Origin of the sequence: Brasilonema sennae CENA114 (genome assembly GCF_006968745.1) — a bacterium.
In the GTDB taxonomy this organism is placed as follows: domain Bacteria; phylum Cyanobacteriota; class Cyanobacteriia; order Cyanobacteriales; family Nostocaceae; genus Brasilonema; species Brasilonema sennae.
Window position 1 is genome coordinate 4984587 of the sequence record NZ_CP030118.1, and the last position, 22404, is coordinate 5006990.

At 47.0% G+C, this 22404-nt stretch carries 23 protein-coding genes; 5 read left to right on the forward strand and 18 right to left on the reverse strand.

Translation table 11 applies throughout. From position 1 onward, the window contains the following. Window positions 1-85: 85 nt before the first annotated feature. Together DP114_RS20890 and DP114_RS20895 are read right to left on the reverse strand one after the other, a co-directional pair. The gene (locus DP114_RS20890) at window positions 86-1393 is read right to left on the reverse strand and encodes a glycosyltransferase family protein (RefSeq protein ID WP_171977032.1); all 1308 of its coding nucleotides are present in this window, start codon (window positions 1391-1393) and stop codon (window positions 86-88) included. Continuing rightward, window positions 1390-1647, reverse strand: a complete 258-nt coding sequence (locus DP114_RS20895; RefSeq protein ID WP_171977033.1) for a hypothetical protein — start codon at window positions 1645-1647, stop codon at window positions 1390-1392. Before DP114_RS20895 ends, DP114_RS20890 begins: the two co-directional genes overlap by 4 nt. A 429-nt stretch (window positions 1648-2076) precedes the next feature. On the opposite strand from DP114_RS20895, the gene DP114_RS20900 reads away from it, so the two are divergent. Both DP114_RS20900 and DP114_RS20905 read left to right on the forward strand, forming a co-directional pair. Next, complete coding sequence (locus DP114_RS20900) at window positions 2077-6066, forward strand: magnesium chelatase subunit H (protein ID WP_171977034.1); 3990 nt, start codon at window positions 2077-2079, stop codon at window positions 6064-6066. Window positions 6067-6166: 100 nt separating this feature from the next. Next, window positions 6167-6742, forward strand: coding sequence for a Uma2 family endonuclease (locus DP114_RS20905; RefSeq protein WP_169265051.1), 576 nt, complete (start codon window positions 6167-6169; stop codon window positions 6740-6742). A 94-nt stretch (window positions 6743-6836) separates the two neighbouring features. Here DP114_RS20905 and DP114_RS20910 read toward each other — a convergent pair whose 3' ends face one another. Together DP114_RS20910 and DP114_RS20915 are read right to left on the reverse strand one after the other, a co-directional pair. After that, on the reverse strand, window positions 6837-7715 hold the full coding sequence (locus tag DP114_RS20910) for an NmrA family NAD(P)-binding protein (RefSeq protein WP_171977035.1): 879 nt from the start codon (window positions 7713-7715) through the stop codon (window positions 6837-6839). Between the two features lie 96 nt (window positions 7716-7811). Beyond that, on the reverse strand, window positions 7812-8180 hold the full coding sequence (locus tag DP114_RS20915; RefSeq protein WP_171978249.1) for an alpha-ketoglutarate-dependent dioxygenase AlkB family protein: 369 nt from the start codon (window positions 8178-8180) through the stop codon (window positions 7812-7814). Window positions 8181-8597: 417 nt separating this feature from the next. Between DP114_RS20915 and DP114_RS20920 the strand changes: the two genes are divergently transcribed. Beyond that, entirely contained in the window at window positions 8598-8924 is a 327-nt protein-coding gene (locus DP114_RS20920; RefSeq protein ID WP_169265053.1) for an antibiotic biosynthesis monooxygenase family protein, read from the forward strand. A gap of 533 nt (window positions 8925-9457) precedes the next feature. On the opposite strand, the gene DP114_RS20925 is transcribed toward DP114_RS20920, so the two are convergent. From DP114_RS20925 to DP114_RS20975, 11 genes are all read right to left on the reverse strand, one after another. After that, window positions 9458-10195 carry an SDR family oxidoreductase gene (locus DP114_RS20925; protein WP_169265054.1) on the reverse strand — a complete coding sequence of 246 codons (738 nt, stop codon included), beginning with the start codon at window positions 10193-10195 and terminating at the stop codon, window positions 9458-9460. 98 nt (window positions 10196-10293) lie between these two features. Continuing rightward, entirely contained in the window at window positions 10294-11205 is a 912-nt protein-coding gene (locus DP114_RS20930; RefSeq protein ID WP_169265055.1) for a helix-turn-helix domain-containing protein, read from the reverse strand. A 107-nt stretch (window positions 11206-11312) separates the two neighbouring features. After that, the gene (locus tag DP114_RS20935; RefSeq protein ID WP_169265056.1) at window positions 11313-11468 is read right to left on the reverse strand and encodes an FAD-dependent monooxygenase; all 156 of its coding nucleotides are present in this window, start codon (window positions 11466-11468) and stop codon (window positions 11313-11315) included. A gap of 26 nt (window positions 11469-11494) precedes the next feature. Further along, window positions 11495-12427 (reverse strand): NADP-dependent oxidoreductase, encoded by a 933-nt coding sequence (locus DP114_RS20940; RefSeq protein ID WP_169265057.1) that lies wholly within the window; start codon window positions 12425-12427, stop codon window positions 11495-11497. A gap of 252 nt (window positions 12428-12679) precedes the next feature. Next, the gene (locus DP114_RS20945; RefSeq protein WP_169265058.1) at window positions 12680-13540 is read right to left on the reverse strand and encodes an SDR family oxidoreductase; all 861 of its coding nucleotides are present in this window, start codon (window positions 13538-13540) and stop codon (window positions 12680-12682) included. A 134-nt stretch (window positions 13541-13674) separates the two neighbouring features. Continuing rightward, complete coding sequence (locus DP114_RS20950; RefSeq protein WP_169265059.1) at window positions 13675-14100, reverse strand: VOC family protein; 426 nt, start codon at window positions 14098-14100, stop codon at window positions 13675-13677. A 387-nt stretch (window positions 14101-14487) separates the two neighbouring features. Further along, window positions 14488-15051, reverse strand: coding sequence for a DUF3237 domain-containing protein (locus DP114_RS20955; protein ID WP_169265060.1), 564 nt, complete (start codon window positions 15049-15051; stop codon window positions 14488-14490). Between the two features lie 16 nt (window positions 15052-15067). Beyond that, window positions 15068-15538 (reverse strand): nuclear transport factor 2 family protein, encoded by a 471-nt coding sequence (locus DP114_RS20960; RefSeq protein ID WP_171977036.1) that lies wholly within the window; start codon window positions 15536-15538, stop codon window positions 15068-15070. Window positions 15539-15587: 49 nt separating this feature from the next. Beyond that, window positions 15588-16730 (reverse strand): FAD-dependent oxidoreductase, encoded by a 1143-nt coding sequence (locus tag DP114_RS20965; protein ID WP_171977037.1) that lies wholly within the window; start codon window positions 16728-16730, stop codon window positions 15588-15590. A gap of 171 nt (window positions 16731-16901) precedes the next feature. Beyond that, the gene (locus tag DP114_RS20970; RefSeq protein WP_169265063.1) at window positions 16902-17381 is read right to left on the reverse strand and encodes a MarR family winged helix-turn-helix transcriptional regulator; all 480 of its coding nucleotides are present in this window, start codon (window positions 17379-17381) and stop codon (window positions 16902-16904) included. 39 nt (window positions 17382-17420) lie between these two features. Beyond that, window positions 17421-17558 carry a hypothetical protein gene (locus tag DP114_RS20975; RefSeq protein ID WP_169265064.1) on the reverse strand — a complete coding sequence of 46 codons (138 nt, stop codon included), beginning with the start codon at window positions 17556-17558 and terminating at the stop codon, window positions 17421-17423. Between the two features lie 395 nt (window positions 17559-17953). Here DP114_RS20975 and DP114_RS20980 point away from each other — a divergent pair, with 395 nt between their 5' ends. Together DP114_RS20980 and DP114_RS20985 are read left to right on the forward strand one after the other, a co-directional pair. Next, window positions 17954-18169: a hypothetical protein gene (locus DP114_RS20980; protein ID WP_171977039.1), complete on the forward strand. Its 216-nt coding sequence runs from the start codon at window positions 17954-17956 to the stop codon at window positions 18167-18169. 2 nt (window positions 18170-18171) lie between these two features. Then, window positions 18172-18603, forward strand: coding sequence for a PIN domain-containing protein (locus DP114_RS20985; RefSeq protein WP_171977040.1), 432 nt, complete (start codon window positions 18172-18174; stop codon window positions 18601-18603). A gap of 259 nt (window positions 18604-18862) precedes the next feature. On the opposite strand, the gene DP114_RS20990 is transcribed toward DP114_RS20985, so the two are convergent. The 3 genes from DP114_RS20990 to DP114_RS21000 form a co-directional block, all read right to left on the reverse strand. After that, window positions 18863-20623: a Rieske (2Fe-2S) protein gene (locus DP114_RS20990; protein WP_171977041.1), complete on the reverse strand. Its 1761-nt coding sequence runs from the start codon at window positions 20621-20623 to the stop codon at window positions 18863-18865. A gap of 236 nt (window positions 20624-20859) precedes the next feature. Further along, entirely contained in the window at window positions 20860-21594 is a 735-nt protein-coding gene (locus tag DP114_RS20995; RefSeq protein ID WP_171977042.1) for a glutathione peroxidase, read from the reverse strand. A 117-nt stretch (window positions 21595-21711) separates the two neighbouring features. Next, window positions 21712-22404, reverse strand: a complete 693-nt coding sequence (locus DP114_RS21000) for an MIP family channel protein (protein ID WP_171977043.1) — start codon at window positions 22402-22404, stop codon at window positions 21712-21714.

The following is a 22404-nucleotide window of genomic DNA, read 5'->3' on the forward strand; positions in this document are numbered from 1 at the left end:
AACAAAAAAGTCCGGACACTCTTGTATTTGCCTTCCTATACTCCTTTTTTTAATTTTGAATTTGAGCTAAGCGAGTGACGTGTCCTTAGTTAGTTAATTCTTCCTCTACTAAAGTTGCTAGCTTTTGTGCTGCACCCGGTTCACCTCGGATACTCTGCAGCTTTGATCGAATTTCTGCTAACTTTTCTGGATGAGCAAGAAAATCTAAAACCATTTCTCCTACTTCTTGGGATTGAAGTTTACCAACTAATTCTGGTACGACCATTTCTTGCGCCCAAATATTGGGCCATGCTAGCAAACCCAATCTTCTCAGTACCAGCCAGTTAATCATCTTCGCAAAACCAGAACCAACCAAAGGCAAATTTGCTAGCAGTCCGGGCAAACCATCCCAAGATCTCATAGCATCTAGCTGTTGTGTTGGTAGCAAAACAATCATTGGTACAGCTAAAGCACCCAGTTCAGCAGTGTTTGCCCCAACTGTCGTTAGGCACAGACAGCACTGGGATAATAAATCGTATGCAGGCGTCTGAGTCCACAGCTGAACACATAAACCTGTTCCTGTCTTCAAGAAGGGACGCTCTGAATCAGTGCCGAGTTTTGGGACAATTAAAGAAGCACCACTAAAACCAAAGGTTTGAACAAAAGAGTTTTTCTTTGGATCGGCAAACTTAGCTAAAGTTTGTAAGTCTAAAGTCGGGGCAACAGGTATGACAAACTTGGTTTGTGGTCTCTTGCTATGGACGTATTCCGCAATTGCCAACGTTAAAGGAACCCCTTGCATCAATTTTGATGGCTTTGAACCAGGCAAAACACCAATCAGTTCGGTGCTGGGTTGTGAGTGCTGAGTGGGCGGATTAGAGGAATTTTCTCCCCAGATCCCCAGATCCTCAGCTTCGCTTGCTTCCAAACCCTGGGCTTCTTGCATCAAATCTCCCACAACGCTAAACTTGTGGGCAAATTTCTGAGGAACACGCTCAGCCACTGTAGCTTTCATCACTCCAAAGCGGTCAATCATGCTGTACCAACGTGCATCCCATTCAGCGTAAACAACGGTGCGATACCCTAGCCTTTTGCCGATGACAACGGAGAAAAACTGATCCCCGCCCAGAAAAACAACAACACCGCGCTTGTACCAGTCCCAATTTTCAAATGTCTTTCCCCAAAGCAAGAACTGCCAAAAATGTTCTGCTGACTGCACTCGGTCAACTTCAGGATAAGATTTCGCAATATCTGCTTCTTTACCACTGGAGTTTGGGCAAGGTGACAAAACCACAGAAATTCTTATTTTATTTCGGTCATCTCCCAGTTGTTGGCGTAATTGCCTAACGACTGGGCGCACCCAAGTTGTTACTTCCCCAGGACCATTTGAGAGAATCAGAATATCAGCAGTCATTGGTCATTAGTCATTGGTGAGTCCAGTCCTGCAGGCGGTGAGACCAGTGCTGCGGGAGGGTTTCCCGACAGCCAGGCATCTGGCGAACCCGAAGGGGTTTCCCGCCGTAGGGAACTGGTGAGTCCAGCGCTGCGGGAGGGTTTCCCGACAGCCAGGCGACTGGCGTTCGCCGTAAGGCGTGCGCTCTGCGCACACCCGATAGCCGTAAGGCGTGGCGTTAGCCATAGGGCGAACCCGTAAGGGTCATCAGTCATTAGTCAATGTTTGGGAGGTATTAGTTCCCAGCACCTACTAAGCCAAAGTATTAATTTTTGAACTTACCAAACGTGCTGATATATAGCACTAGCCATCCATCCTGTCAAGTAGCTTACATGCTCCCCATTATAGATAAATATTGCCATCGGGTTCGTTATCTGTTGCTGCCAAGCCCATTTTAAAGCTATGAAGTTATATAAATTTATATTACTTATAGCTGAGTGAATACTTTACTTATACGTCAATAATTTTTACAAAATGTTTCGCTTTTTATATCGTTTTGTGTCAGATAGGCGACAAAATCCCCATTAAGCAAGCATTTTCTGATAAAAATCTCATATTGCCGAACAAACAAAGTCATCATTAGGCAAATTTTGCCTGACATAACTTTACACTTCACGAACACGCATCAAAGGAGCCAAGGAAGCATGTTCACTCACGTCAAGTCCACCATTAGACATATTGCGCCTGATAATCTGCGGGGGCGTCATTTAATTAAGGTGGTCTATGTCGTGTTAGAGTCCCAGTACCAGAGTGCATTGTCACAAGCGGTTCGGGAAATTAACCAAAATCATCCCAATCTGGCGATTGAAATTAGTGGTTACTTGATTGAAGAACTCCGAGACCAAGAGAACTACCAGGAGTTCCAAAAGGATATGGCAAGTGCCAATATCTTTATTGCCTCACTAATTTTTATAGAAGATTTAGCACAGAAGTTAGTCGCAGCAGTAGCACCATATCGCGATCGCCTGGACGTTGCGGTTGTGTTCCCCTCAATGCCCGAAGTTATGCGCCTAAATAAAATGGGCAGTTTCTCCTTAGCACAATTGGGGCAATCTAAGAGCGTGATAGCACAGTTCATGCGAAAGCGCAAGGAAAAATCTGGCGCTGGCTTCCAAGATGGAATGCTAAAGCTGCTGCGGACATTACCGCAAGTCCTGAAGTACCTGCCAATGGACAAAGCACAGGACGCCCGAAATTTCATGCTTAGCTTTCAGTATTGGCTGGGGGGTTCTGCAGACAACCTGGAAAACTTCTTGCTGATGCTAGCTGATAAGTACGTCTTGAAAAATAATCTAGAGACGAGAACTTTTACGTCAGTACAATACAAAGCACCAGTTGTCTATCCCGATATGGGGATTTGGCATCCTCTCGCGCCGACAATGTTTGAAGATGTCAAGGAATACCTCAACTGGCACAACAGTCGTAAGGATATCCCTAATGATTTAAAAGATCCGCTAGCACCTTGTGTTGGTTTGGTGTTACAACGGACGCACCTTGTGACTGGTGATGATGCCCATTATGTCGCAATGGTGCAGGAACTCGAAGCTATGGGCGCACGGGTTCTTCCAGTGTTTGCCGGGGGTTTGGACTTCTCCAAACCTGTGGATGCACACTTCTACGAACCGACAACTCAAACGCCACTTGTTGATGCAGTTATCTCCTTGACGGGTTTTGCCCTAGTAGGTGGACCAGCACGCCAAGACCATCCTAAGGCAATTGATGCCCTGAAGCGGCTGAACCGTCCTTACATGGTAGTCTTGCCTCTGGTCTTCCAAACAACGGAAGAATGGCAGGATAGCGATTTGGGGTTACATCCAATTCAGGTGGCGTTACAAATTGCTATTCCTGAATTAGATGGCGCAATTGAACCGATAATTTTATCAGGACGGGATGGGACAACAGGGAAGGCGATCGCCCTGCAAGATCGCATCGAAATAGTCGCACAACGCGCCCTCAAATGGGCTAGCCTGCGCCGTAAGCCGAAATTAAACAAGAAAGTTGCCATCACCGTTTTCAGCTTCCCACCAGATAAAGGTAACGTGGGAAGCGCCGCATACTTGGATGTATTCGGCTCAATTTACCAGGTGATGAAAGCCCTCAAGAACAACGGTTATGATGTGCAAGATGTGCCTGAGTCCGCCAAGGAGTTGATGGAAGAAGTCATCCACGACGCGCAGGCGCAGTACAACAGCCCGGAACTCAACATTGCTTATCGGATGTCGGTTCCTGAGTATGAAGCATTCACACCCTACTCACAACGCCTTGAGGAAAACTGGGGACCACCTCCGGGACAACTCAACAGCGATGGACAAAACCTACTGATTTATGGTAAGCAATTCGGTAACGTTTTCATCGGTGTTCAGCCCACCTTTGGTTACGAAGGTGACCCCATGCGGTTGTTGTTCTCGCGTTCTGCAAGTCCACACCACGGTTTTGCGGCGTATTATACCTACTTAGAGCAAATTTGGCAAGCTGACGCTGTGCTCCACTTCGGGACTCACGGTTCCTTGGAATTTATGCCAGGAAAACAGATGGGGATGTCTGGAGAATGTTATCCAGATAACTTGATTGGCACAATTCCTAATCTTTACTACTACGCTGCAAATAACCCCAGTGAGGCGACAATTGCCAAGCGTCGCAGCTATGCGGAGACAATTTCCTACCTGACTCCCCCAGCCGAAAATGCTGGGTTGTACAAAGGTTTGAAAGAACTCAGCGAGTTGATTGGTTCTTACCAAACTTTGAAAGATACTGGGCGTGGTATTCCCATCGTCAACACCATCATGGATAAATGCCGGATGGTGAACCTGGATAAGGACATCGCCTTACCAGAAACTGATGCCAAAGATATGACCGCCGAAGAGCGCGATAATATTGTTGGTTCGGTCTACCGTAAGTTGATGGAGATTGAATCGCGACTGTTGCCATGTGGACTACATGTTGTTGGTAAACCACCTTCGGCTGAGGAGGCGATCGCAACTCTCGTCAACATTGCCAGCTTAGATCGTTCAGAAGAAGAAATTCAAAGTCTACCCCGCATTATCGCAAGCAGTATTGGGCGTAACATCGACGAAGTATACCAAAACAGCGACAAAGGCATTTTAGATGATGTCCAGCTGCTGCAAGACATCACGATGACAACGCGCGCTGCAGTTTCCGCCCTTGTGAAAGAGCAAACCGACGCAGAAGGACGAGTTTCCTTTGTTTCCAAGCTCAACTTCTTCAACATGGGCAAAAAAGAACCTTGGGTAGAAGCACTGCACAAAGCAGGTTATACCAAGGTGGATGCGACAGCACTCAAACCACTGTTTGAGTATCTGGAATTCTGCTTGCAGCAAGTTTGTGCTGATAATGAACTGGGCGCATTACTCAAAGGCTTAGAAGGCGAGTACATCCTTCCTGGTCCTGGTGGTGATCCCATTCGTAACCCGGATGTCTTGCCCACTGGTAAAAATATCCACGCACTCGACCCCCAATCTATCCCGACCACAGCTGCTGTACAGTCGGCTAAAATCGTTGTAGACCGATTGCTGGCGCGTCAGATGGCAGAAAACGGCGGTCAGTATCCCGAAACCATTGCCTGTGTCCTATGGGGAACAGATAACATCAAGACCTACGGTGAATCACTGGCACAAATCATGTGGATGGTGGGAGTACGACCAGTTCCTGATGCGTTGGGACGAGTTAATAAGTTAGAATTAATACCTCTTGAAGAGTTGGGACGTCCCCGCGTTGATGTAGTTGTCAATTGTTCTGGTGTCTTCCGCGACTTGTTCATCAACCAAATGAACCTGCTAGATCAAGCGGTGAAAATGGCGGCGGAAGCAGATGAACCACTATCAATGAACTACGTCCGCAAACATGCCCTTGAACAAGCAGAGGAAATGGGGATTAACTTGCGCCAAGCAGCAACTCGCATTTTCTCCAATGCTTCTGGTTCCTACTCGTCCAATATCAACTTGGCGGTAGAAAACAGCAGTTGGGAAAGCGAAGCCGAGTTGCAAGAAATGTACCTCAACCGCAAATCCTTCGCCTTCAGTGCCGATAACCCCGGTACGATGGAAGAATCCCGAAAGATTTTTGAAAGAACCTTGAAAACTGCTGAGGTGACTTTCCAAAATCTCGACTCATCCGAAATTAGCTTGACGGATGTTTCCCATTACTTCGATTCTGATCCCACCAAAGTTGTCGCTAGCTTGCGGGGTGATGGTAAGACACCAGCATCTTACATAGCTGACACTACCACAGCTAATGCTCAAGTCCGTAGCTTATCAGAAACCGTGCGTTTGGATGCTCGTACCAAATTGTTAAATCCCAAGTGGTACGAAGGAATGCTGTCTCACGGTTACGAAGGTGTGCGGGAACTCTCCAAGCGCTTAGTAAATACAATGGGTTGGAGTGCAACCGCTGGTGCTGTGGATAACTGGGTTTATGAGGACACCAATGAAACCTTCATCAAAGATGAAGCAATGCGGAACCGTTTGTTGAACCTCAACCCTCATTCTTTCCGCAAAGTTGTTTCCACCTTATTGGAAGTCAATGGGCGCGGTTACTGGGAGACAAGCGAGAGTAATTTGGAATTGCTACGCGAGTTGTATCAGGAGGTTGAGGATCGGATTGAGGGAATTGAGTAAGTTATAACCGTGTAAAACGAAATGTAGAGACGTTGCATGCAACGTCTCTACAATAGAATCGGTAAAAATAGATATGTAATCCCCAATCTTAAATCCCCCTATGAATGCCTTAACAGTTAATCTCAATCCCGTGATTGAATTGACAGATGAGCAATTTTTCCAGCTATGTCAGGCAAACCGCGATTTGAGGTTTGAACGTACTGCAACCGGAGAATTAATTATCATGCCACCCACAGGGGGAGAAACAGGAAACCGTAATGCTGGACTAACTGGTCAGCTTTGGTTATGGAATGAACAAAATAAACTAGGTATAATTTTCGATTCTTCAACAGGGTTTAAACTTCCTAACGGTGCGGATCGTTCTCCTGATGCTGCTTGGGTGAAACTGGAATGCTGGAATGCACTGACTCAAGAACAACAAACAAGATTTCTACCACTTTGTCCTGATTTTGTAGTTGAATTACTTTCGCCAACTGATACTTTGAAAGTGACTCAACAAAAGATGAAAGAATACCAAGAGAATGGTACTCGTTTGGGTTGGTTAATTAATCGTAAGTCTCGGCAAGTAGAGATTTATCGAATTGGGCAAGAGGTTGAAGTGTTAGAATCTCCTGTTAGTTTGTCAGGCGAGGATGTGCTACCTGGATTTGTGTTAAATCTTGAGGTTATTTGGTAAATTGGGGCGTTTGTAAGGCAAATGGAAACAGGTGTTTGTGCTCAACAACTAGAATTATTTCAATTATAGCTGTCGCCAAAAACAATCAACCTTTTTAAAAACCAGCAGCAAATTCCTTTGCAAAATCTTCCAACTTTACTTTGCCCATAGCAATTGGCTTATGCAGTTCGTAATCCTCCCGTAATGCGCCGCTGTGAATGCTGGCACCCAATTCAACAAATTTAGCGGCAGTATGTGTCGGCATTCCTTTCTTTTCCAAAGCATCTTGCATTTGCTCATCAGTAAAAGTTGCCCACTTTAAATCCGGCTTGCCAATAGCGATGCCTAAGATGTGAGCGGTTTCGTTGGCAGTATGCTCGTCGCTCGCCACATAGCGCACTTTCTTGTCGGTAACAGGTGTTTCTATCTCTTCTACAGCGGCAGCCGCAATATCGCTTGGGGCAACCATTACAATCTTGTCGTCGCCCCCGTGGTTTGCGCCGATAAAGCCCACCTCTTTGATCATGTCTACATAGTTGTAAAGATTGTAGTAGAAGTAACCAGCACGCAGATGCGTAATGGCTACGTCTGACAGCTCATTCAAAATGCCTTCTACATCATGAGAACCGACGATGAATCCGGTGCCTTTATCTAAATGCGCGCCCCAACTGCTGAGATGAACCACACGCTTTACGCCCGACCGTTGAATGGCTTGTGCATAGCTGCTGCCGATTCTCCGGTAATACTCTCTCGAATCGGGCACGGTAAAGTTTGGCGGCACCATCGCATACACAGCATCGGCACCGGTAAAGATAGACACCAGAAAATCAACGTCTGACAATGAGCCAATGGCGGCTGTGGCACCCAAAGCTTCAATGTCTTTTTGCTTTTCCGGCTTGCTGCTGATAACCGTAACTGTATGACCTTTTTGTACTAACTCCTCTGCCAGTGGCTTGCCAATGTTTCCTAACGAACCTGTTACTGTGACTTTCATAAATACCTCGTTTCACGTGATTTGATTAGGTGGAAATGAGAAGGTAAGCCTTGAGCGGCATAACGTTGCCTATGACTGCCACACATGGCTTTTGCTCTAAAGAGAGTGGGGAAGATCGTCAGGTTTTTGCTCACCATTAGCGATCGCATCCACATGTGGTCTAAACGTCCAGTTGATTCGTTCGCCAACTGGACGAGCGGTTTTTGGAACCGCGTGAACCCAGTCTTCTTGACAGCCAGGAAGCATGATTAACAAGGATCCGCTCTCTAGATGGTAGTCAACCGTTTCACCGCTGTCCTTGTGCCGCAGCTTAAATTTGCGATCGCTACCTAAGCTTAAAGAGGCGATTGCAGGTCTTTTACCGATCTGAGGGAAATTATCGCAGTGCCAGCCAATCGAGTCTTTGCCTGTTCGGTAGCGATTACCGACTACAAAATTGAAGTTATATCCGCTTAATGCTTGAATGCGTTAGCGTTCGCGGAGCGTCTTGTAGAGAAGCTTTCCGTTCGCGTAGCGTCGCAGTCAGTTTCACATTGGGGTGGGTTGGGGGATACATGAGACCACCGTAGGGCGAAATCTCTTTTTCTCCCACTCCTCCACTTTACTTACTCCTAGTTTTTGGTTGACAGCTAATTGATTTTTATCAACCTTCCGTTAAAATTAGACTAACAGAAATTTTTTAGCGTCAGATTTGGCGAGCTAAATTACTCTCCTGTTCGTTAGGACTGAAGCGAAAATAATTTGATATCTTGCGCTTTGATACCAACAACAAGATTCGAGAATGGCGCGTCTACCTCAATCAGTCTGAGCTTTGGTTGACTGACAATATCTAAGCCAAACCTCACACCGTTACTTCAGCATTAACCGTAATGAGGAACAACAATGATTACAATCAGCGAACATACTGGAATTGTCACTGCAGTCAACGTCTTCCGCGTCGAACCCGAACAACAGCAGCATGTAATAGATTTCCTAGTGGAGAATCGACATACGCCTATGAAGCATCCGGGCTGTCTATCGGTCAATATACATAAAAGCTTGGACGGCGAGCGGGTAATTAATTATGTCCAGTGGCGTAGCTGGGAAGAATTTGAAACTGCTAGTGTAGACCCAGAGTTTATTGCTGCCAGGAAGCAAGCGGCGGAATTAGGATTGTTTGATTCACACTTTTATGAGGTCGTCTTCACATCTGAGGCACAGTCACACTAGACCTCCTGTGTGAATAGCAAAGTAGTGTGACAGTTTGTGTTCGTAGCGTTGGACAGCGTTGAACAATGATGCAGAAGTAGGAAAGCATCAGATCAGGAGAAGCCCCGATGGGGTACGCGGAGTTAGAATATCTTTCCGATGGTAAACCAATCGGAGTTTTCTGCCGAGTCGAGAAATTTTGGGTAAAACTGAACAGGCGGCTTTATATTGGTTAGCAAACTACTCATGCATCTCCCTTTATTAATTCCTCATAAGTCAGTTCTATATTAGATACAGCAAAAATTTTTTCAATTCTTTCCATCTTTTTTGAGCTAGGAATTGGCACTATAAAATCGTATTTCTTTAGGTAATAGATAAAAGATAATAGCTGATAGATTTTCCGTACTTAAATCTCTTATCTATCACCTATCATCTGTCATCTATTCCGAAAGTTTTTCGTCAGCATAAATTGTGAAACACTACCAAATTTTTCTTCATCAATAGGCTTTGCTATTGCTTCGTTCCTTGCAATGAGCGTTGTTAACTACCTGAAACTACCAGGGAATTTCTCCCGTTTCTGGATTGTATTCTTCACTAAAAAACTTTCCTGTTGGACCGTCGCTGTCAATAATGGCGTATTTAGCTATCCGCGCGCCAGCCTCCTCGACAGTACCGGTTCCGCGGTGATTGTTAAAATCGGTTGCGACAAAGCCAGGGTCAACCGCATTTACTTTGAACGGCGAATTGCGCAGTTCGTAAGCCAGGTTGATGGTGTACATATTGAGCGCTGATTTTGAGGATTGATACACGGCTGCTTTGTGGTTGTAATACAGATCGGTCGGATCGTCGCCTAAGGTAAGCGAACCCTGACTCGAACTTACATTGACGATGCGTGGTTCGGGCGACTTTTGCAACAAATCCATAAAAGCCTGAGTGACTCTCACAACGCCAAACACATTGGTATCAAACACCTTTTTAAATGCGTCTATACTCGCGCCGGTCGCTGTTTGCGGAAAGCCTCCGCTAATCCCGGCGTTATTGATCAGCACATCCAAACTTTCGGTTTTTTTGCCCAATTCGGCACGGGCGGCTTTGACCGATTCATCATCGCTGACATCTATTTGGATGGCTTCCACATCGGTTAATCCTTCGGCTTTAAGCTTTTCTACCGCTTCCAGTCCATTCTTTAAATTACGGCTGCCTAAATAAATGTAATATCCCTTTTGCAGCAGTTGGCGGGCAGTTTCTAAGCCAATACTTTTATTGGCTCCGGTGATTAATACTTTTTTCATGATTTTTTTATTTTTAATGATCAATTGATTTACTGATACAAGATTAGTCGAAAAACAAGCAGATGGGCTTACGCTAAACAAATAATTGCTTATGCAAATCAAACAATATCGGCTTTTCTATAATTTGTCGGTGTGATGTTCACATATTTTTTGAAGAGATTATTAAAATGGGTCACTTCCGCATATCCCAAGGCATACGCAATTTCTGAAACCGTCCAGGAACTTTGTCTTAAAAGAACTTTGGCTTCCTGTAATATTCGATCAATGATTAACTGAGATGTAGTTTTATTAGAAGTTTCTTTTAATGCCCTATTTAAATGATTGACATGAATGTTCAAATTTTTGGCGTAGTCAGATGCAGATCGAAGAGTGAGCGGTCTATGTATATCATCAATTGGAAACTGACGTTCTAAAAGTTCTGTGAAAAGTGTAGAAATTCTAACCGAAGCATTAATGGGTTGCTTACTCAATTTGGAAGCAGGCTTCATTTTCATCGTATAAAGCACTAATTCATAAACAAGTGTTCTGAGCAAGTCATATTTATGAATAAAGTCACACTCGATTTCTTCAAACATTCGTCTAAAAATGTCTTCTAGTTGGACAAATTGCTCCTCATCTAATTGGTAGATATTATTGCCGGGCTGAAAAACTGAATAATTAGTTATATTTCCGTATTGATGAAAAAATGCCTGATCAAAGAGGCAAACGAAACCATCTGAAAAGTTTTCTCTTTGTGACCATCCATAAGGTATTTGCGGATTAGAAAAGATAATTGAATAGTTTTCTATTTCAATCTCTCTATCCCCATAGAGAAAAATACCACTGCCACTGCCTTTAATAATTGTTATTTTGTAGTAATCTTTTTTGCTATATGGCAATTGTGGAGGGTTCCCGTTCTTACCAGGATTAAAATTAAAAACATTGAATAACCCAAATTCATTTTTAAGATCGTCAGGTAGCCAGGGAGCCCCTTGCTTATAATAACTCTCTCTTTCTTGTATAGATTGCATCGTTCAATTCTTTACGTCTATTTTTCTATTTTAGTAATACCCTCCAAAAAGATTCGTCCGCACCGAAAATTTCTTTGATGTGCGGCGCGATCGCAAAGTTTTGGCAGTCAATCCATTCGCTGTATTTTTCGATAAATCGGAGATGCTTTTTTTTTATCGAAAATAACGAAATCAACGCCGTAGCGAATAAGCTGACACGCCAGCGCAAAGCCGGTCGGAGCGGGTCCGACGATGATGACATCCGTTTCCATTTTTTCGTTCATAGATTAGATTAATTCACGCTTTAAAGCTATGTCCCGACTTGCAAAACGATTTTGCCGCGTGTGCGCCCGCTTTGGGAAAGTTGATGCGCCTTTTTTACTTCCGTGAGCGGCAGAACCGTTTCGATGTGTATTTTTAATTTGCCTTCTTCAATCAGCCGATTGATTTCGGTTAATTGCCCCGCGTTCGGCTTACAAAAGACAAACGCGGCTTCTGTGCCGAATTCTTTTGCTTTTTCTTCAGACGGAGTCTGCGCCGATGTTACCAGAAAGCCGCCCTTTTTCAGAGTTTGAAAGGCTCGCTCCAATGTATCGCCGCCGACCGTATCGAAAACTACATCCACGTCTTTGACGACTTCTTCAAACGGTTGCCGCGTGTAATCGACGAATTCATCTGCGCCCAAATCGCGGACGAACTGTTCGTTTCTGCCCGAAGCCGTGCCGATAACGATCGCGCCTTTGGCTTTGGCAAGCTGAACAGCCATCGAGCCGACTCCGCCCGACGCGCCGGTTATCAAGATTCTTTGCCCGCTGCTCAGATTCGCCAAATCGAACATCGCTTGCCACGCAGTCAACGCGCCAATTGGAATCGCCGCCGCCTCTTCAAAATTGAGGCTTTCCGGTTTGGGTGCGATCGCGTCCGCTTTTGCAACCGCGTATTCGGCGTAACCACCGGAGAAGCCGCCGGACGCAGTCAACCCATAAACCGCATCGCCTTTCTTAAAACTTTCAACCGCCTCGCCTACTTCTTCGACAATTCCGGCGATGTCGCCGCCCAGAATCAGCGGAAGTTTTAAGCCGAACGCTTCGCCCATCCCATCGCGGACTTTCCACTCCGCCGGATTGACCGCCGCAGCGCGAACTTTCACCAGAACTTCGTTTGCCTTCGGCTCTGGACGTTCAACATCGACGTAATTCAAAACGTCCTCATTGCCGTATGCATTAATTACTATTGCTTTCATTTTTTATTCAATCGGTAAGACAAAATTATTTCAGCATTCATCAGAACCTGCCGCACGCAGCCAAGACACGCGCCGCCGCCCAACGATCTGCATTTAGATCGACTGACCGCCGGATATCTCGATACGCTGGGCATTTACCCATTTATTGTCTTCAGATAGTAGTAATGCGTAGGCGTAGCCCGTCGTAGACATCGCACCGCTAATATCGTAATTACTGTAGTTTGTTTTGGGTCAGGAATAGCCAATATTTCATCAGAAATTGAAAAGAACTTTTAACCCCTCTTTAAGCGATGCAGGCTTTCGCCCAAGCAGGTTTTCCATGTCGGGGCTTACTTCTTCTTCCTGCCCGTTTTTAATGTCGGTTAGAAAACCTGTTACCCTCTCAATCATAGTTTCGGGGACGCCGCGTTCTTTCATTTGCGTCTCAAATGCTGATTTCTCAGTAGGTGTATAATCTACCTCTTTGCCTGATAAGTCGGAAAGGGTAGCCGCAACATTGTCAAAGGAATAGGACTCACAGGAAGTGAGTTTGTAGATTCGGTTACTGCAACCGCTCTCTAACAGTGCATTCGCAATGGCTTCTCCCATTTCGCTTCTAAGAGCAAAAGGGACTCTTCCCTGATCAGTTGGTAAGTTGATACCCGTATCAAAAACTCTTTCCCCTACGAACTGCGGAATGGTGTCCATATACAAGACATTGCGAAATAGAGCATAGTTCAACCCACACTCCTTGATATAGTCTTCCGTCTGAAAATGACCTTCCATCAACTTGTTTGCCAACGTGTTTCGGTCTTTCAACGATCGACTGGTGTAGGCGACACATTCAACCCCTGCTTTTTTTGCGGCATCCACGACATTTTGGTGTTGCTTTATGCGGTTATCTTCATCCGTTCCGGCGATCAGCAAAACCGTTTCAATTCCCTGCATCGCTTTGTCGAGTGAAGCCGTATCATCGTAGTTGCCGACGCGGATGTCTACCCCGTTGTCTTTCAGGGCAGAGGCTTTACTTTCATCACGCACAAGTGCGGCAATTTGGTTGGCGGATGTTTTTTTCAGTAGATTTTGGACTACTGCTGTACCCAACTGTCCGGTGGCTCCTGTTACCAAGATCATGGTTTTTTCTTTTTTGTTTGAATTTTGCTTTGTGCCGTAGCGAGGAACGAGCGAAGCCGCAGGCGGTCGGATGCAGCGCCTTGTTGTGCTGCGCGCGCACAGCTTGATCACTCCTAACGCACGTAATCCGATATTCAGGACGCGGCGGATTCGTTCACGACGTCCAAGACCCAGGTGATGCCGAACCGGTCTTTCAGCATTCCGTAGAGAGCAGACCACGATGCAGGCGCGAGCGGCTGCAGGACAGTTGCGCCTTCGGAAAGCTTTTCCCAGTACGTGGTGATCTCTTCGGCTGCGTTGCCGCGTAGCGAGACGAAGAACGAATTCTCCCCACGGTTCCACGGCATCCGCGACGGCACGTCGTACGCCATCACGCGGAAGCCGCTATCGGCGGCCACCTGCCCCCACATTACTTGGTCCGCCTCGGACGGGTCTTGGACATTCCTGGCTTCCTTGTACGATACGATCATCTGATCGCCGCCAAAGACAGCATGGTAGAATTCGAGCGCATCGCGCGCATCGCCTCGGAAGTTCAAATGAGTTACAGTTTTTACAGTCATAGCGTTCTCTTGTCCTTGACTCCGAAGTAAACTATATTTTACCGTACAATTCCGTGGCGTCGTCGTTGAAGTCTCCCTGGCGCACGTCTACACCCTTGTGCAAGCTCGGCGGCCTTCTGCGGGGCGCGCACCATGCGCTCTTGTCCGCGCCCTTGTCCGGCAGCCTCCGCGCGGAACTCGGTTAGCCTAGCCACCCTCCAAACCGATTGCTTCTTGGCGCTCTTGGTGTGCTTGGCGTCCACCTCGGGGGCGACGGCGGTTTGAAACAGACTGGTTCAAGATAGTCGGTAGACCCGGTGCTCGAAGCCCAGCAGTCCGGGGACTGGGCAGGGCTGTTTCATTCCCTCAAAGGCTCATAATGTCAAGGCTTTGTGAAGCGCGATTGCTCTAATTTTTATGGAGAATAATTGAATTTTTTGGATCAAAATGTAGGTTTTCTATCACTTTTGTCCCAAAAATCATCGCGCTACGTATTGACAAATCCTGCCTCCTTATCGAATGAAACAGCCCTGCGGGGACTGGGGGGAGTAACCGGCCTTGACCGACGAACACCGTCTGGTTGACCCAGGCGTACCGCGGGTCGCCCGTCTCCAGCACCCAATGGGAACGGATTGACTGGTCGGCGAACTCGGTCGGCGCGCACACGCTCACGGCCCATTTCAACTTTTCGTTGGCCTCGGCCGGACCGAAGTAGTGGGCGCAAAGGATCGCCCCGTCGTCCGTCTCGATCTGGACGCGGACGTCCATCCTTATGAAGCCATCCGGGCCGGTAAGCATCCAGTCGCTGCCGGCTCCGAGGAGCTTTCCCTTAAGCCGTGGCCCTTCGACCCGGCCGCCGGTCATCTCGAAGTACTGGCGGCCGCCGTAGGGGCCGTCCCCGACTTCGTGGGGTGGACCGCACGCCACTTGACATGTGAACTCGTGGACGAGTTGCAGGGATTGATCAGACATTGTACGCTCCAGAACGCTACTTTCCTAAAAGCACTTGCGGGTCGCCGGTGAACCAAGCGTTGTCGATGACGACGCGACGCATGCGCCAAAGCCTTTCGTCTCTGATGAGTTCCACCTCGTACCAGTTGATCATCTGGCATCGTCGGGAATGGTCGCTCCGAGGGAGGTGGGTGGCGTCGACCAATATTCGCAACCGGGCGACGTCCCCTTCGACATGGACGCGCCCGTTCGTAATCACGTGACTGGTCGTCTGTGATCCGGCGTTCGCGCTCAAGAAGCCGACCACCGTCTCGTGCCCGGTCAACAGCGGGAAGTTGAGACCCATCTTGCGACCGCAGGGACCAAAGTCCACCACAATATCCTCACTGAAGGCCGAGGCGATCAGAGCCGGGTCGTTATGGTCAACTCCAGCACCGAAACGGTAAAGGGCATCCATGACCTCTAAGTAGTCGCCAGCGGACGCGATAGGATTGTGATCAATAGTCATGGTTGATCCTTAACTGGGATGATTGAATTTGGATTTCAGCATCACTTCACTACGGCTTGCTAAAGTCGATTTCGAGTCCGTAAATGTGTCGTCCGACTTCCAGGCATTCCGAAATCTCATTGCGTGTCCGCTCTTGCATGCGCGCCTCGCACTTTTTCACGGCCTCCGTGACCTCGGCGGCCGGATTGGCCACTAAGCCGTCGGCCAGTTCGAGCGAGTCGAGCAGTGCAAGGTTCACCCCCTTGCCGGTGAACGGCGGCATGGCGTGCGACGAGTCGCCGACCATGGCAAGACCCGGCCGCGTCTCCCACCGGTGGTCTGGCGGCATCACGGACAGAGGCCAGCGATGGAAATTGCCGTCAACTTGTGTCAGCATCGTCAACAACTCGGGCGACCAATTGTGATAGGCGGCAGTAATAGCGTTGAGGACGGCCTTGCTGTCGTCGAGCGCGAAGCCTTGCACTGCAGGCCAGTCTTCGGCAACCACCATCGAGTAATAGAGAAGGATCAAGTTGCGGGAGCAGCGTTGCACGAAAATGGTCTGGTGATGGTCGGCGAACATCACCGAACCCTCGCCCAGAAGATCCGACAGTTCGGAGCCGCGCCAAAGCTCCTTGCGGATCACGCCCGCGAGCATCGTCATGCCAGTGTAGCGCGGGCGGACCGGCGTCAGGCCCCGCCTGACGCGGGAGCCGACGCCATCGGCACCGACGACGAGATCCGCAGTGACGGGCGCTTGATCTTTAAACTCTATGCGCCACCGGCCGTCCGCCTCGGGCAAGACATCGTTGACGGCGTGGCCCCAGGCAATTGTGTCGGGAGCGAGCGAACCAAGCAGCATCTGACGGAGATCACCGCGGTCGATCTCCGGCCCGGCCTCCTCGTGGGTCCCGGCTTCGCCCGCAGGGTGCGGCTTGCCTCGCGAATCCAGCATCTTGAAAGCCTTGGCGTCACTACGCGAGAGGCGACGGAATTCCTCCATCAGCCCAGCCTGTTTGATCGCCCGTTGGCCGGCGTTCTTGCGCAGATCGAGGCTGCCGCCTTGCGACCTCGCGGTCGGCGAGGCGTCGCGCTCGAAGACCTTCACGGAGAAGCCCTGTGTCTGTAATAGCCGCGCCAACATCGTACCAGCTGGACCAGCTCCGACGATGGCGACCTTACCTCCGTCCCGTAGCTCTTCGCAAGATTTCATGATAGTCCCTCATAGTTTCTTTGGATTTGGTTGCGCACCTAGACGGGTGCTAGGTAATCAGTGTGAGTCCTGATTCTGACAACATCTTTTCCATTCCCTTTCGCCTTTAATTTTTGCGTCGAATGCGATAAAGTGCATCATTATGAATGCTAGCGTATTGACAATATGTTGTCAATAATCGTTTTGCATCTTCTGCGTAATGGCTTCCAGAAGTGCCACGGCACGAGTGATTTGTTCCGCGTCAAAGTCTTCGGCAATCGCATTTGTCCACTGCCATTCGCGCTCCAACGCATCGTGATACGTTGCCCTGCCGGCTTCCGTGAGAAGCAAGTGCATCGCTCGGGCGTCGCCAGGATTTTCGGCGAACTCAACCAGACCGTCGCTTGCCATGTCGTCAGCGAGTCGTTGTACGGCTTGCCGTGTTAAGCCCATATGCCGCGCCAATTCGCTTACCGTGACGCGCTTTTCAAGTGCGAATAACTCACTCAGCATTTGCCACCGAGCATTGGTTATTCCTGTACCCCGCATTAGGCGTGTTCCTGATTTTTGCACCGTTGCGTTCATACGAAGTACGGCGCGAATCAGATCGGTTAAAGCGTTCGACGCGGGCGTTTTTTTCTTATGGTAAAAAGGCACGTTCTTGTTTCCCACAATTCGGGCATCTATCGTAATTATCGCTAAGCAGTGCTTCTACATGAAATAATAGGCAAGTATAGAAGAAAATTGAGAAGCGATCGCCTTTACAAGAGTATGAATATCAAAGGTGCGTTCGCCTACATTAACCTCATCACCAGGAGTGCGATAAGCCCAAGGCGATACGCTACGCATATCGCCAAGTGTTGATAATATCCCTATTACACAGAAGGATTACGATTGAGAATAGAACTATACCAGTGGTTCAGCCCTCTGAGTGAAAACTTTCTCACTCCTCAAACAGGCGATAAGCCTGAGCGCAGCGTGCGCTTTGCGCTCAGGCTTGACGCTCCGCGTATCGCGCTTATGCAACCGATATGCGATTTGATATGTTTGGACTTGCGATCAGCAATGCTTCGGCCCCCTGCTGGGGCATCGCATTGTCGGTGCGTGTGCTGCTAAATACCTTGTCACAGCAACCAATCTGAAATAATGTATATTGAGTTAAAGCGATCGCCCTTACGAACGCATGAATATTAGGGGTGTAACGGCTAAGATTGAATTGTATCGGTAGATAAGAGAGTTTAAAGATGTTAAATGCATTAGAGTTTCAAGCAAAGATTCAAAACGGTTTAATTCAAATTCCCGATGAGTACAAACAAGAACTCGGTGAAGAAGATGATATTAGAGTAATTGTTTTGGTTAAGAAAAAATCATTTCCAAAAAAAGACATAATTGATGAATTGACTGAGAATCCCGTGCAAGTAAATGGTGTACTTAGCCGTGAGGAAATTTACAGTCGCTAATTATGACTGCTGTTACATCTTTTATTGATACCAATATTTGGCTCTATCGTTTATTTGATGACAAAAAGATAGAAGCAACAGAAAGAGACAGAAAGCGTCATATTGCTACTTCAATTACGTCAGATGAAGGAATAATTATCAGTACACAGGTTGTGAATGAGGTTTCTGCTAATTTACTGAAAAAAGCAGCCTTTAACGAAGAGCAAATCAAAACTGTGATTCAGTCGCTTTATCGTCGCTGCACTGTAGTAGAGTTCAATTTGAATATTTTTGAATCTGCATCGGATGTCCGCAGTCGATATAATTTTTCTTTTTGGGATGGTTTAATTGTTGCTTGTGCGCTGTCTGCAAAAGCAAGTATTCTTTATTCTGAAGATATGCACGATGGATTAGTAGTCGCTGGTCAATTAGAGATTGTAAATCCATTTAAATGAAAGTAGAGATATTAGCGTTAGATCACAATCCCAGTAAGCTTTTTATTTTGGGGCGATACGCAAAGCGTCAAGCCTATGACGTTAGTCACGCTAGTCCCTAAGAGGGACGCTGCGCAAACGCTATCGGCTTATCGCCTGTAGTAAAGTACCAAATGCCATTAGGCAAAACCCTGTGCCGTAAGTGCTTTTGAAGTGAAAGTCCTAAAGAAGCGGGGTATCTATTTCTGCATCCTCTACCCCGCTTTTGTACTTGTTTTAGTCACTCCTCAAACAGACGATCGCCCTTATGCAACCGATAAGCTATTTGATATGTTTGGACTTGCGATCGCATTGTCGGCGCGTGTGCTGCTAAATACCTTGTCACAGCAACCAACACGTGAATACCAGCAGGAGTTTCACCCAAAACAGAATACTGACGCAAAGCCGCTTCCACTTCTTGAGTAACATGAAATTCCCGATTTTCTCGCAGCATTAATTTACCCAGCATTATCAGTAGTTTTTGTGGCTTGCCACCACCGTAAAGATACTGAGCAACTAACTGACCTGCTTCATTCACCTGCTGTTGACGATTCAACAACTCCGGCAATTGTTCAAGCAATTTCTCTGGATTTTCAACTGGTTGTTTTGCTTCTGGAAGTCGGGCTGGTGGCACATTCAAAAAGCGGTTGAGGTACACACTTATAGCAGCATCAAACACACCCCGAAGTAACTCTAACGACGCCACTCGTTGCAATCCTTGATGAACTGCATTGGCAAAGGTGAAGGGATGGTGTGCTGTGTCCCAGTCTCCAAAATCGTTATTGGTATTGAATCGGGCAACCCGCAGGGCGGCTGTGTAAGTAACGACACCAGCCAATTCCTCTTGAGTGCAACCTTGCTTGAGTGCAGTCAATAGGGCGTCGGTTATAGCTTGGGCATCTTCACCTAATAGAATAGGAACCAATTCTTCTCGACCGGACCAAGTTCCCCATTGAGGGCGTCCTTCTTCCAAAGCTGCGGGTAACTCCTCAAACGCAGACTCTAAAATTTCGACTAAATCCACAGGGTAGCGCCAGGAATTTGACTCTTCCATGCGGGAGGCATTTGCCAAACCAGAAATCAAACTTGCTAAAACTTTCTCAGCACCCTGCCAATCGATCGCATCAAGTGCTTCTAACGCCTTGTTAATAAAGTCGAGTGTATGACCGACATCAATATAGCGGTGGTCTGTAGCAGCAGCAAATAACATATCTGCTATTTGTTTGTTATCAGCACCCATCCGAATTGCAGATATCAGACAACGTTCTGCCGCTTCACTATCCCGACGTTCAATAAACTGACGGAACCAACTTTTGAGAGTCTCGATGTCAGCTGTGGAATTGGGCAATGGATGAACTACAAAGTGAGGTGGCGCACCTGCACTGTCACGGGCTACAGCTGAAAGTCCTTGATAAAGGGCAAGAGGTCGGTCTTCTGCATCCAGATAGGGCAGCAAGTTCATCATGCAGGTATGGATGGTTAAGCCTGCACCCCAACCTTGCTTGTTGTAACGGGTGCCAAACTCTAATCCTACTTGGAAGGATTCGCTAGCATCTACCCCCATGTCTAGTAAGGCAATCACAGATTTGGCAATCACCAGAGAAATGCCTTGTTCTAACCCATCCTCAAGCCGTTGGCGGTGGTGGACATAAGAGTCAACTTGAGGACTCAAATTCACCCACACTTCGCCATCCCGAATTTCTACAGCAAAGGCACGAACATCATCCGCCCAAGAATCGAATGTTCCCCCACTCGCAAGATCAAAGCGGGCATAGTGCCAAGGGCAAGTGACAATGCCATCTTTACAAGTACTCCCGTGGAGGGGAAAACCCATATGAGGACAACGGTTATCTATGGCATAGACTTTGTTGTCAGAGTAAAACAGGGCAATGGTGTGCTTTTCCAGATTAACGATCAAACTCCCTGCTGCTTGAACATCTGCAAGTTTGGCAGCACGAACGTATCGGTTTTTACTTGTTGTGGGTTTTAAAGTTTGAGTCATATGCACCTTCAGTGGAAAGTAGGGGATGAGAAACACCGGTGATATCCTCTACTTTCTACTCTGACGAAATTTTTAGAGTTTGAGTAGAAATTGATTCAAATTTTTGTTAAGTAACTATTATGAATTGCGTACACGACAAGCGATGAAAATTTTCTCATCTTTTGTCGGGTGGGTATAAGCAATCCCCACCCGACTTAATTCACAGGCTATATGCCTACCAATCAAGAGCTACAACACTACTTAGCACTTAAGTAAGCTTCCAATGCTTCAGAACCACCAATGAGTTTGCCATCAACAAACACTTGGGGAACAGTGGATGCACCTGTGACAGCTTGTAATGTGCGAGGTGTGACATCTTTACCCAAAACAATTTCTTCGTAATCAATGCCACGGTCTGTCAACATAGATTTGGCACGAGCGCAGTAGGGACAACCAACTCTTGTAAACAGAGAAACCAGTTGAGGTTTCGCGGCTTTAGGGTTGATGTATTGGAGCATTGTCGCTGCATCAGACACCTTAAAGGGATCGCCTGGTTCTTCAGGTTCAACAAACATCTTTTCAACGACGCCATCTTTGACCAACATGGAATAGCGCCAAGAGCGTTTGCCAAACCCTAGGTCTGATTTATCCACAAGCATTCCCATGCCTTCTGTGAATTCACCATTACCATCAGGTATAAAAGTTATATTTTCTGCTTGTTGGTCTTTTGCCCATTCATTCATCACAAAGGCATCATTCACGGAGACGCAGACGATATCATCCACACCATTTTCTTTAAAAACCTTTGCCATCTGGTTGTACCCAGGAACATGAGTTGATGAGCAAGTAGGAGTAAATGCTCCCGGTAGGGAAAAGACTGCCACAGTTTTACCTGCGAATAGCTGATCCGTTGTCATATCCACCCAATCACTGTCCTTGCGGGTGCGAAAGGTAATACTGGGAACTTTTTGCCCTTCTCGATTAGCCAACATAAGCTTAGCTCCTTAGTGAATCTACTTCTAAATCATACTCATAATGAATTCGACTTTCAAGGGCAAATTATATGAATATGATATTTGGTACAGAAATTATTTGATCTAGGTTAGCCCTCAGGTACTGTGGCTGCTTTTTTCTTCCAGTTGATAATGATACAGCAAAGCCGCAACTGCGCCACCAGCCAAAGGACCAATCCAATATAACCAGAAATCCTGGAGTCTACCTGCTATTAAAGCAGGACCAAGATAACGCGCTGGATTCATTGCCGCACCAGTAATTGCACCACCAGCCAGGATATCTAAAGCTACTGTCAAACCAATAAACAAGCCTCCCATTTTGGGTGCGCGTTTATCAATGGCTGTACCAAAGACAACGAATACGAGGAAGAAAGTCATGATAAATTCCATGACTAAACCCATCAAAGGAGTAATATTTTTACCGAGAGATGGCGTACCCATTCCCACAGCTTGGAGTGCTTGCAGGGGAATAGCTAACTTGACCATACTAGCGGCGAAAATTCCGCCCAAACATTGGGATATAATGTACCCTACAGCATTTTTGCCATCAATTTTGCGAGTTAATAAAGCTCCAAAAGTCACGGCGGGGTTAAGGTGACCACCACTGATAGCAGCTGTCGCACTGACCATAACAGCAATTGTAAAACCGTGGGCAAGGGCAATTGCTACTAAATCGACAGGTGAGAGAGTTCCAATTTTTGTAATGTGATTTGTAGCGATAGAACTAATGCCAATGAAAATTAGGGCGAAAGTCCCTATAAATTCTGCAATCAAAGCCTTTGGATTCAT

What these genes read in the sequence shown, in the direction of transcription:
- DP114_RS20890 (WP_171977032.1), bottom strand. Translation starts at nt 1,393, where the DNA reads ATGACTGCTGATATTCTGATTCTCTCAAATGGTCCTGGGGAAGTAACA.
- DP114_RS20895 (WP_171977033.1), bottom strand. Translation starts at nt 1,647, where the DNA reads ATGACTGATGACCCTTACGGGTTCGCCCTATGGCTAACGCCACGCCTT.
- DP114_RS20900 (WP_171977034.1), top strand. Translation starts at nt 2,077, where the DNA reads ATGTTCACTCACGTCAAGTCCACCATTAGACATATTGCGCCTGATAAT.
- DP114_RS20905 (WP_169265051.1), top strand. Translation starts at nt 6,167, where the DNA reads ATGAATGCCTTAACAGTTAATCTCAATCCCGTGATTGAATTGACAGAT.
- DP114_RS20910 (WP_171977035.1), bottom strand. Translation starts at nt 7,715, where the DNA reads ATGAAAGTCACAGTAACAGGTTCGTTAGGAAACATTGGCAAGCCACTG.
- DP114_RS20920 (WP_169265053.1), top strand. Translation starts at nt 8,598, where the DNA reads ATGATTACAATCAGCGAACATACTGGAATTGTCACTGCAGTCAACGTC.
- DP114_RS20925 (WP_169265054.1), bottom strand. Translation starts at nt 10,195, where the DNA reads ATGAAAAAAGTATTAATCACCGGAGCCAATAAAAGTATTGGCTTAGAA.
- DP114_RS20930 (WP_169265055.1), bottom strand. Translation starts at nt 11,205, where the DNA reads ATGCAATCTATACAAGAAAGAGAGAGTTATTATAAGCAAGGGGCTCCC.
- DP114_RS20935 (WP_169265056.1), bottom strand. Translation starts at nt 11,468, where the DNA reads ATGAACGAAAAAATGGAAACGGATGTCATCATCGTCGGACCCGCTCCG.
- DP114_RS20940 (WP_169265057.1), bottom strand. Translation starts at nt 12,427, where the DNA reads ATGAAAGCAATAGTAATTAATGCATACGGCAATGAGGACGTTTTGAAT.
- DP114_RS20945 (WP_169265058.1), bottom strand. Translation starts at nt 13,540, where the DNA reads ATGATCTTGGTAACAGGAGCCACCGGACAGTTGGGTACAGCAGTAGTC.
- DP114_RS20950 (WP_169265059.1), bottom strand. Translation starts at nt 14,100, where the DNA reads ATGACTGTAAAAACTGTAACTCATTTGAACTTCCGAGGCGATGCGCGC.
- DP114_RS20955 (WP_169265060.1), bottom strand. Translation starts at nt 15,051, where the DNA reads ATGTCTGATCAATCCCTGCAACTCGTCCACGAGTTCACATGTCAAGTG.
- DP114_RS20960 (WP_171977036.1), bottom strand. Translation starts at nt 15,538, where the DNA reads ATGACTATTGATCACAATCCTATCGCGTCCGCTGGCGACTACTTAGAG.
- DP114_RS20965 (WP_171977037.1), bottom strand. Translation starts at nt 16,730, where the DNA reads ATGAAATCTTGCGAAGAGCTACGGGACGGAGGTAAGGTCGCCATCGTC.
- DP114_RS20975 (WP_169265064.1), bottom strand. Translation starts at nt 17,558, where the DNA reads ATGCGTAGCGTATCGCCTTGGGCTTATCGCACTCCTGGTGATGAGGTT.
- DP114_RS20980 (WP_171977039.1), top strand. Translation starts at nt 17,954, where the DNA reads ATGTTAAATGCATTAGAGTTTCAAGCAAAGATTCAAAACGGTTTAATT.
- DP114_RS20985 (WP_171977040.1), top strand. Translation starts at nt 18,172, where the DNA reads ATGACTGCTGTTACATCTTTTATTGATACCAATATTTGGCTCTATCGT.
- DP114_RS20990 (WP_171977041.1), bottom strand. Translation starts at nt 20,623, where the DNA reads ATGACTCAAACTTTAAAACCCACAACAAGTAAAAACCGATACGTTCGT.
- DP114_RS20995 (WP_171977042.1), bottom strand. Translation starts at nt 21,594, where the DNA reads ATGTTGGCTAATCGAGAAGGGCAAAAAGTTCCCAGTATTACCTTTCGC.
- DP114_RS21000 (WP_171977043.1), bottom strand. Translation starts at nt 22,404, where the DNA reads ATGAATCCAAAGGCTTTGATTGCAGAATTTATAGGGACTTTCGCCCTA.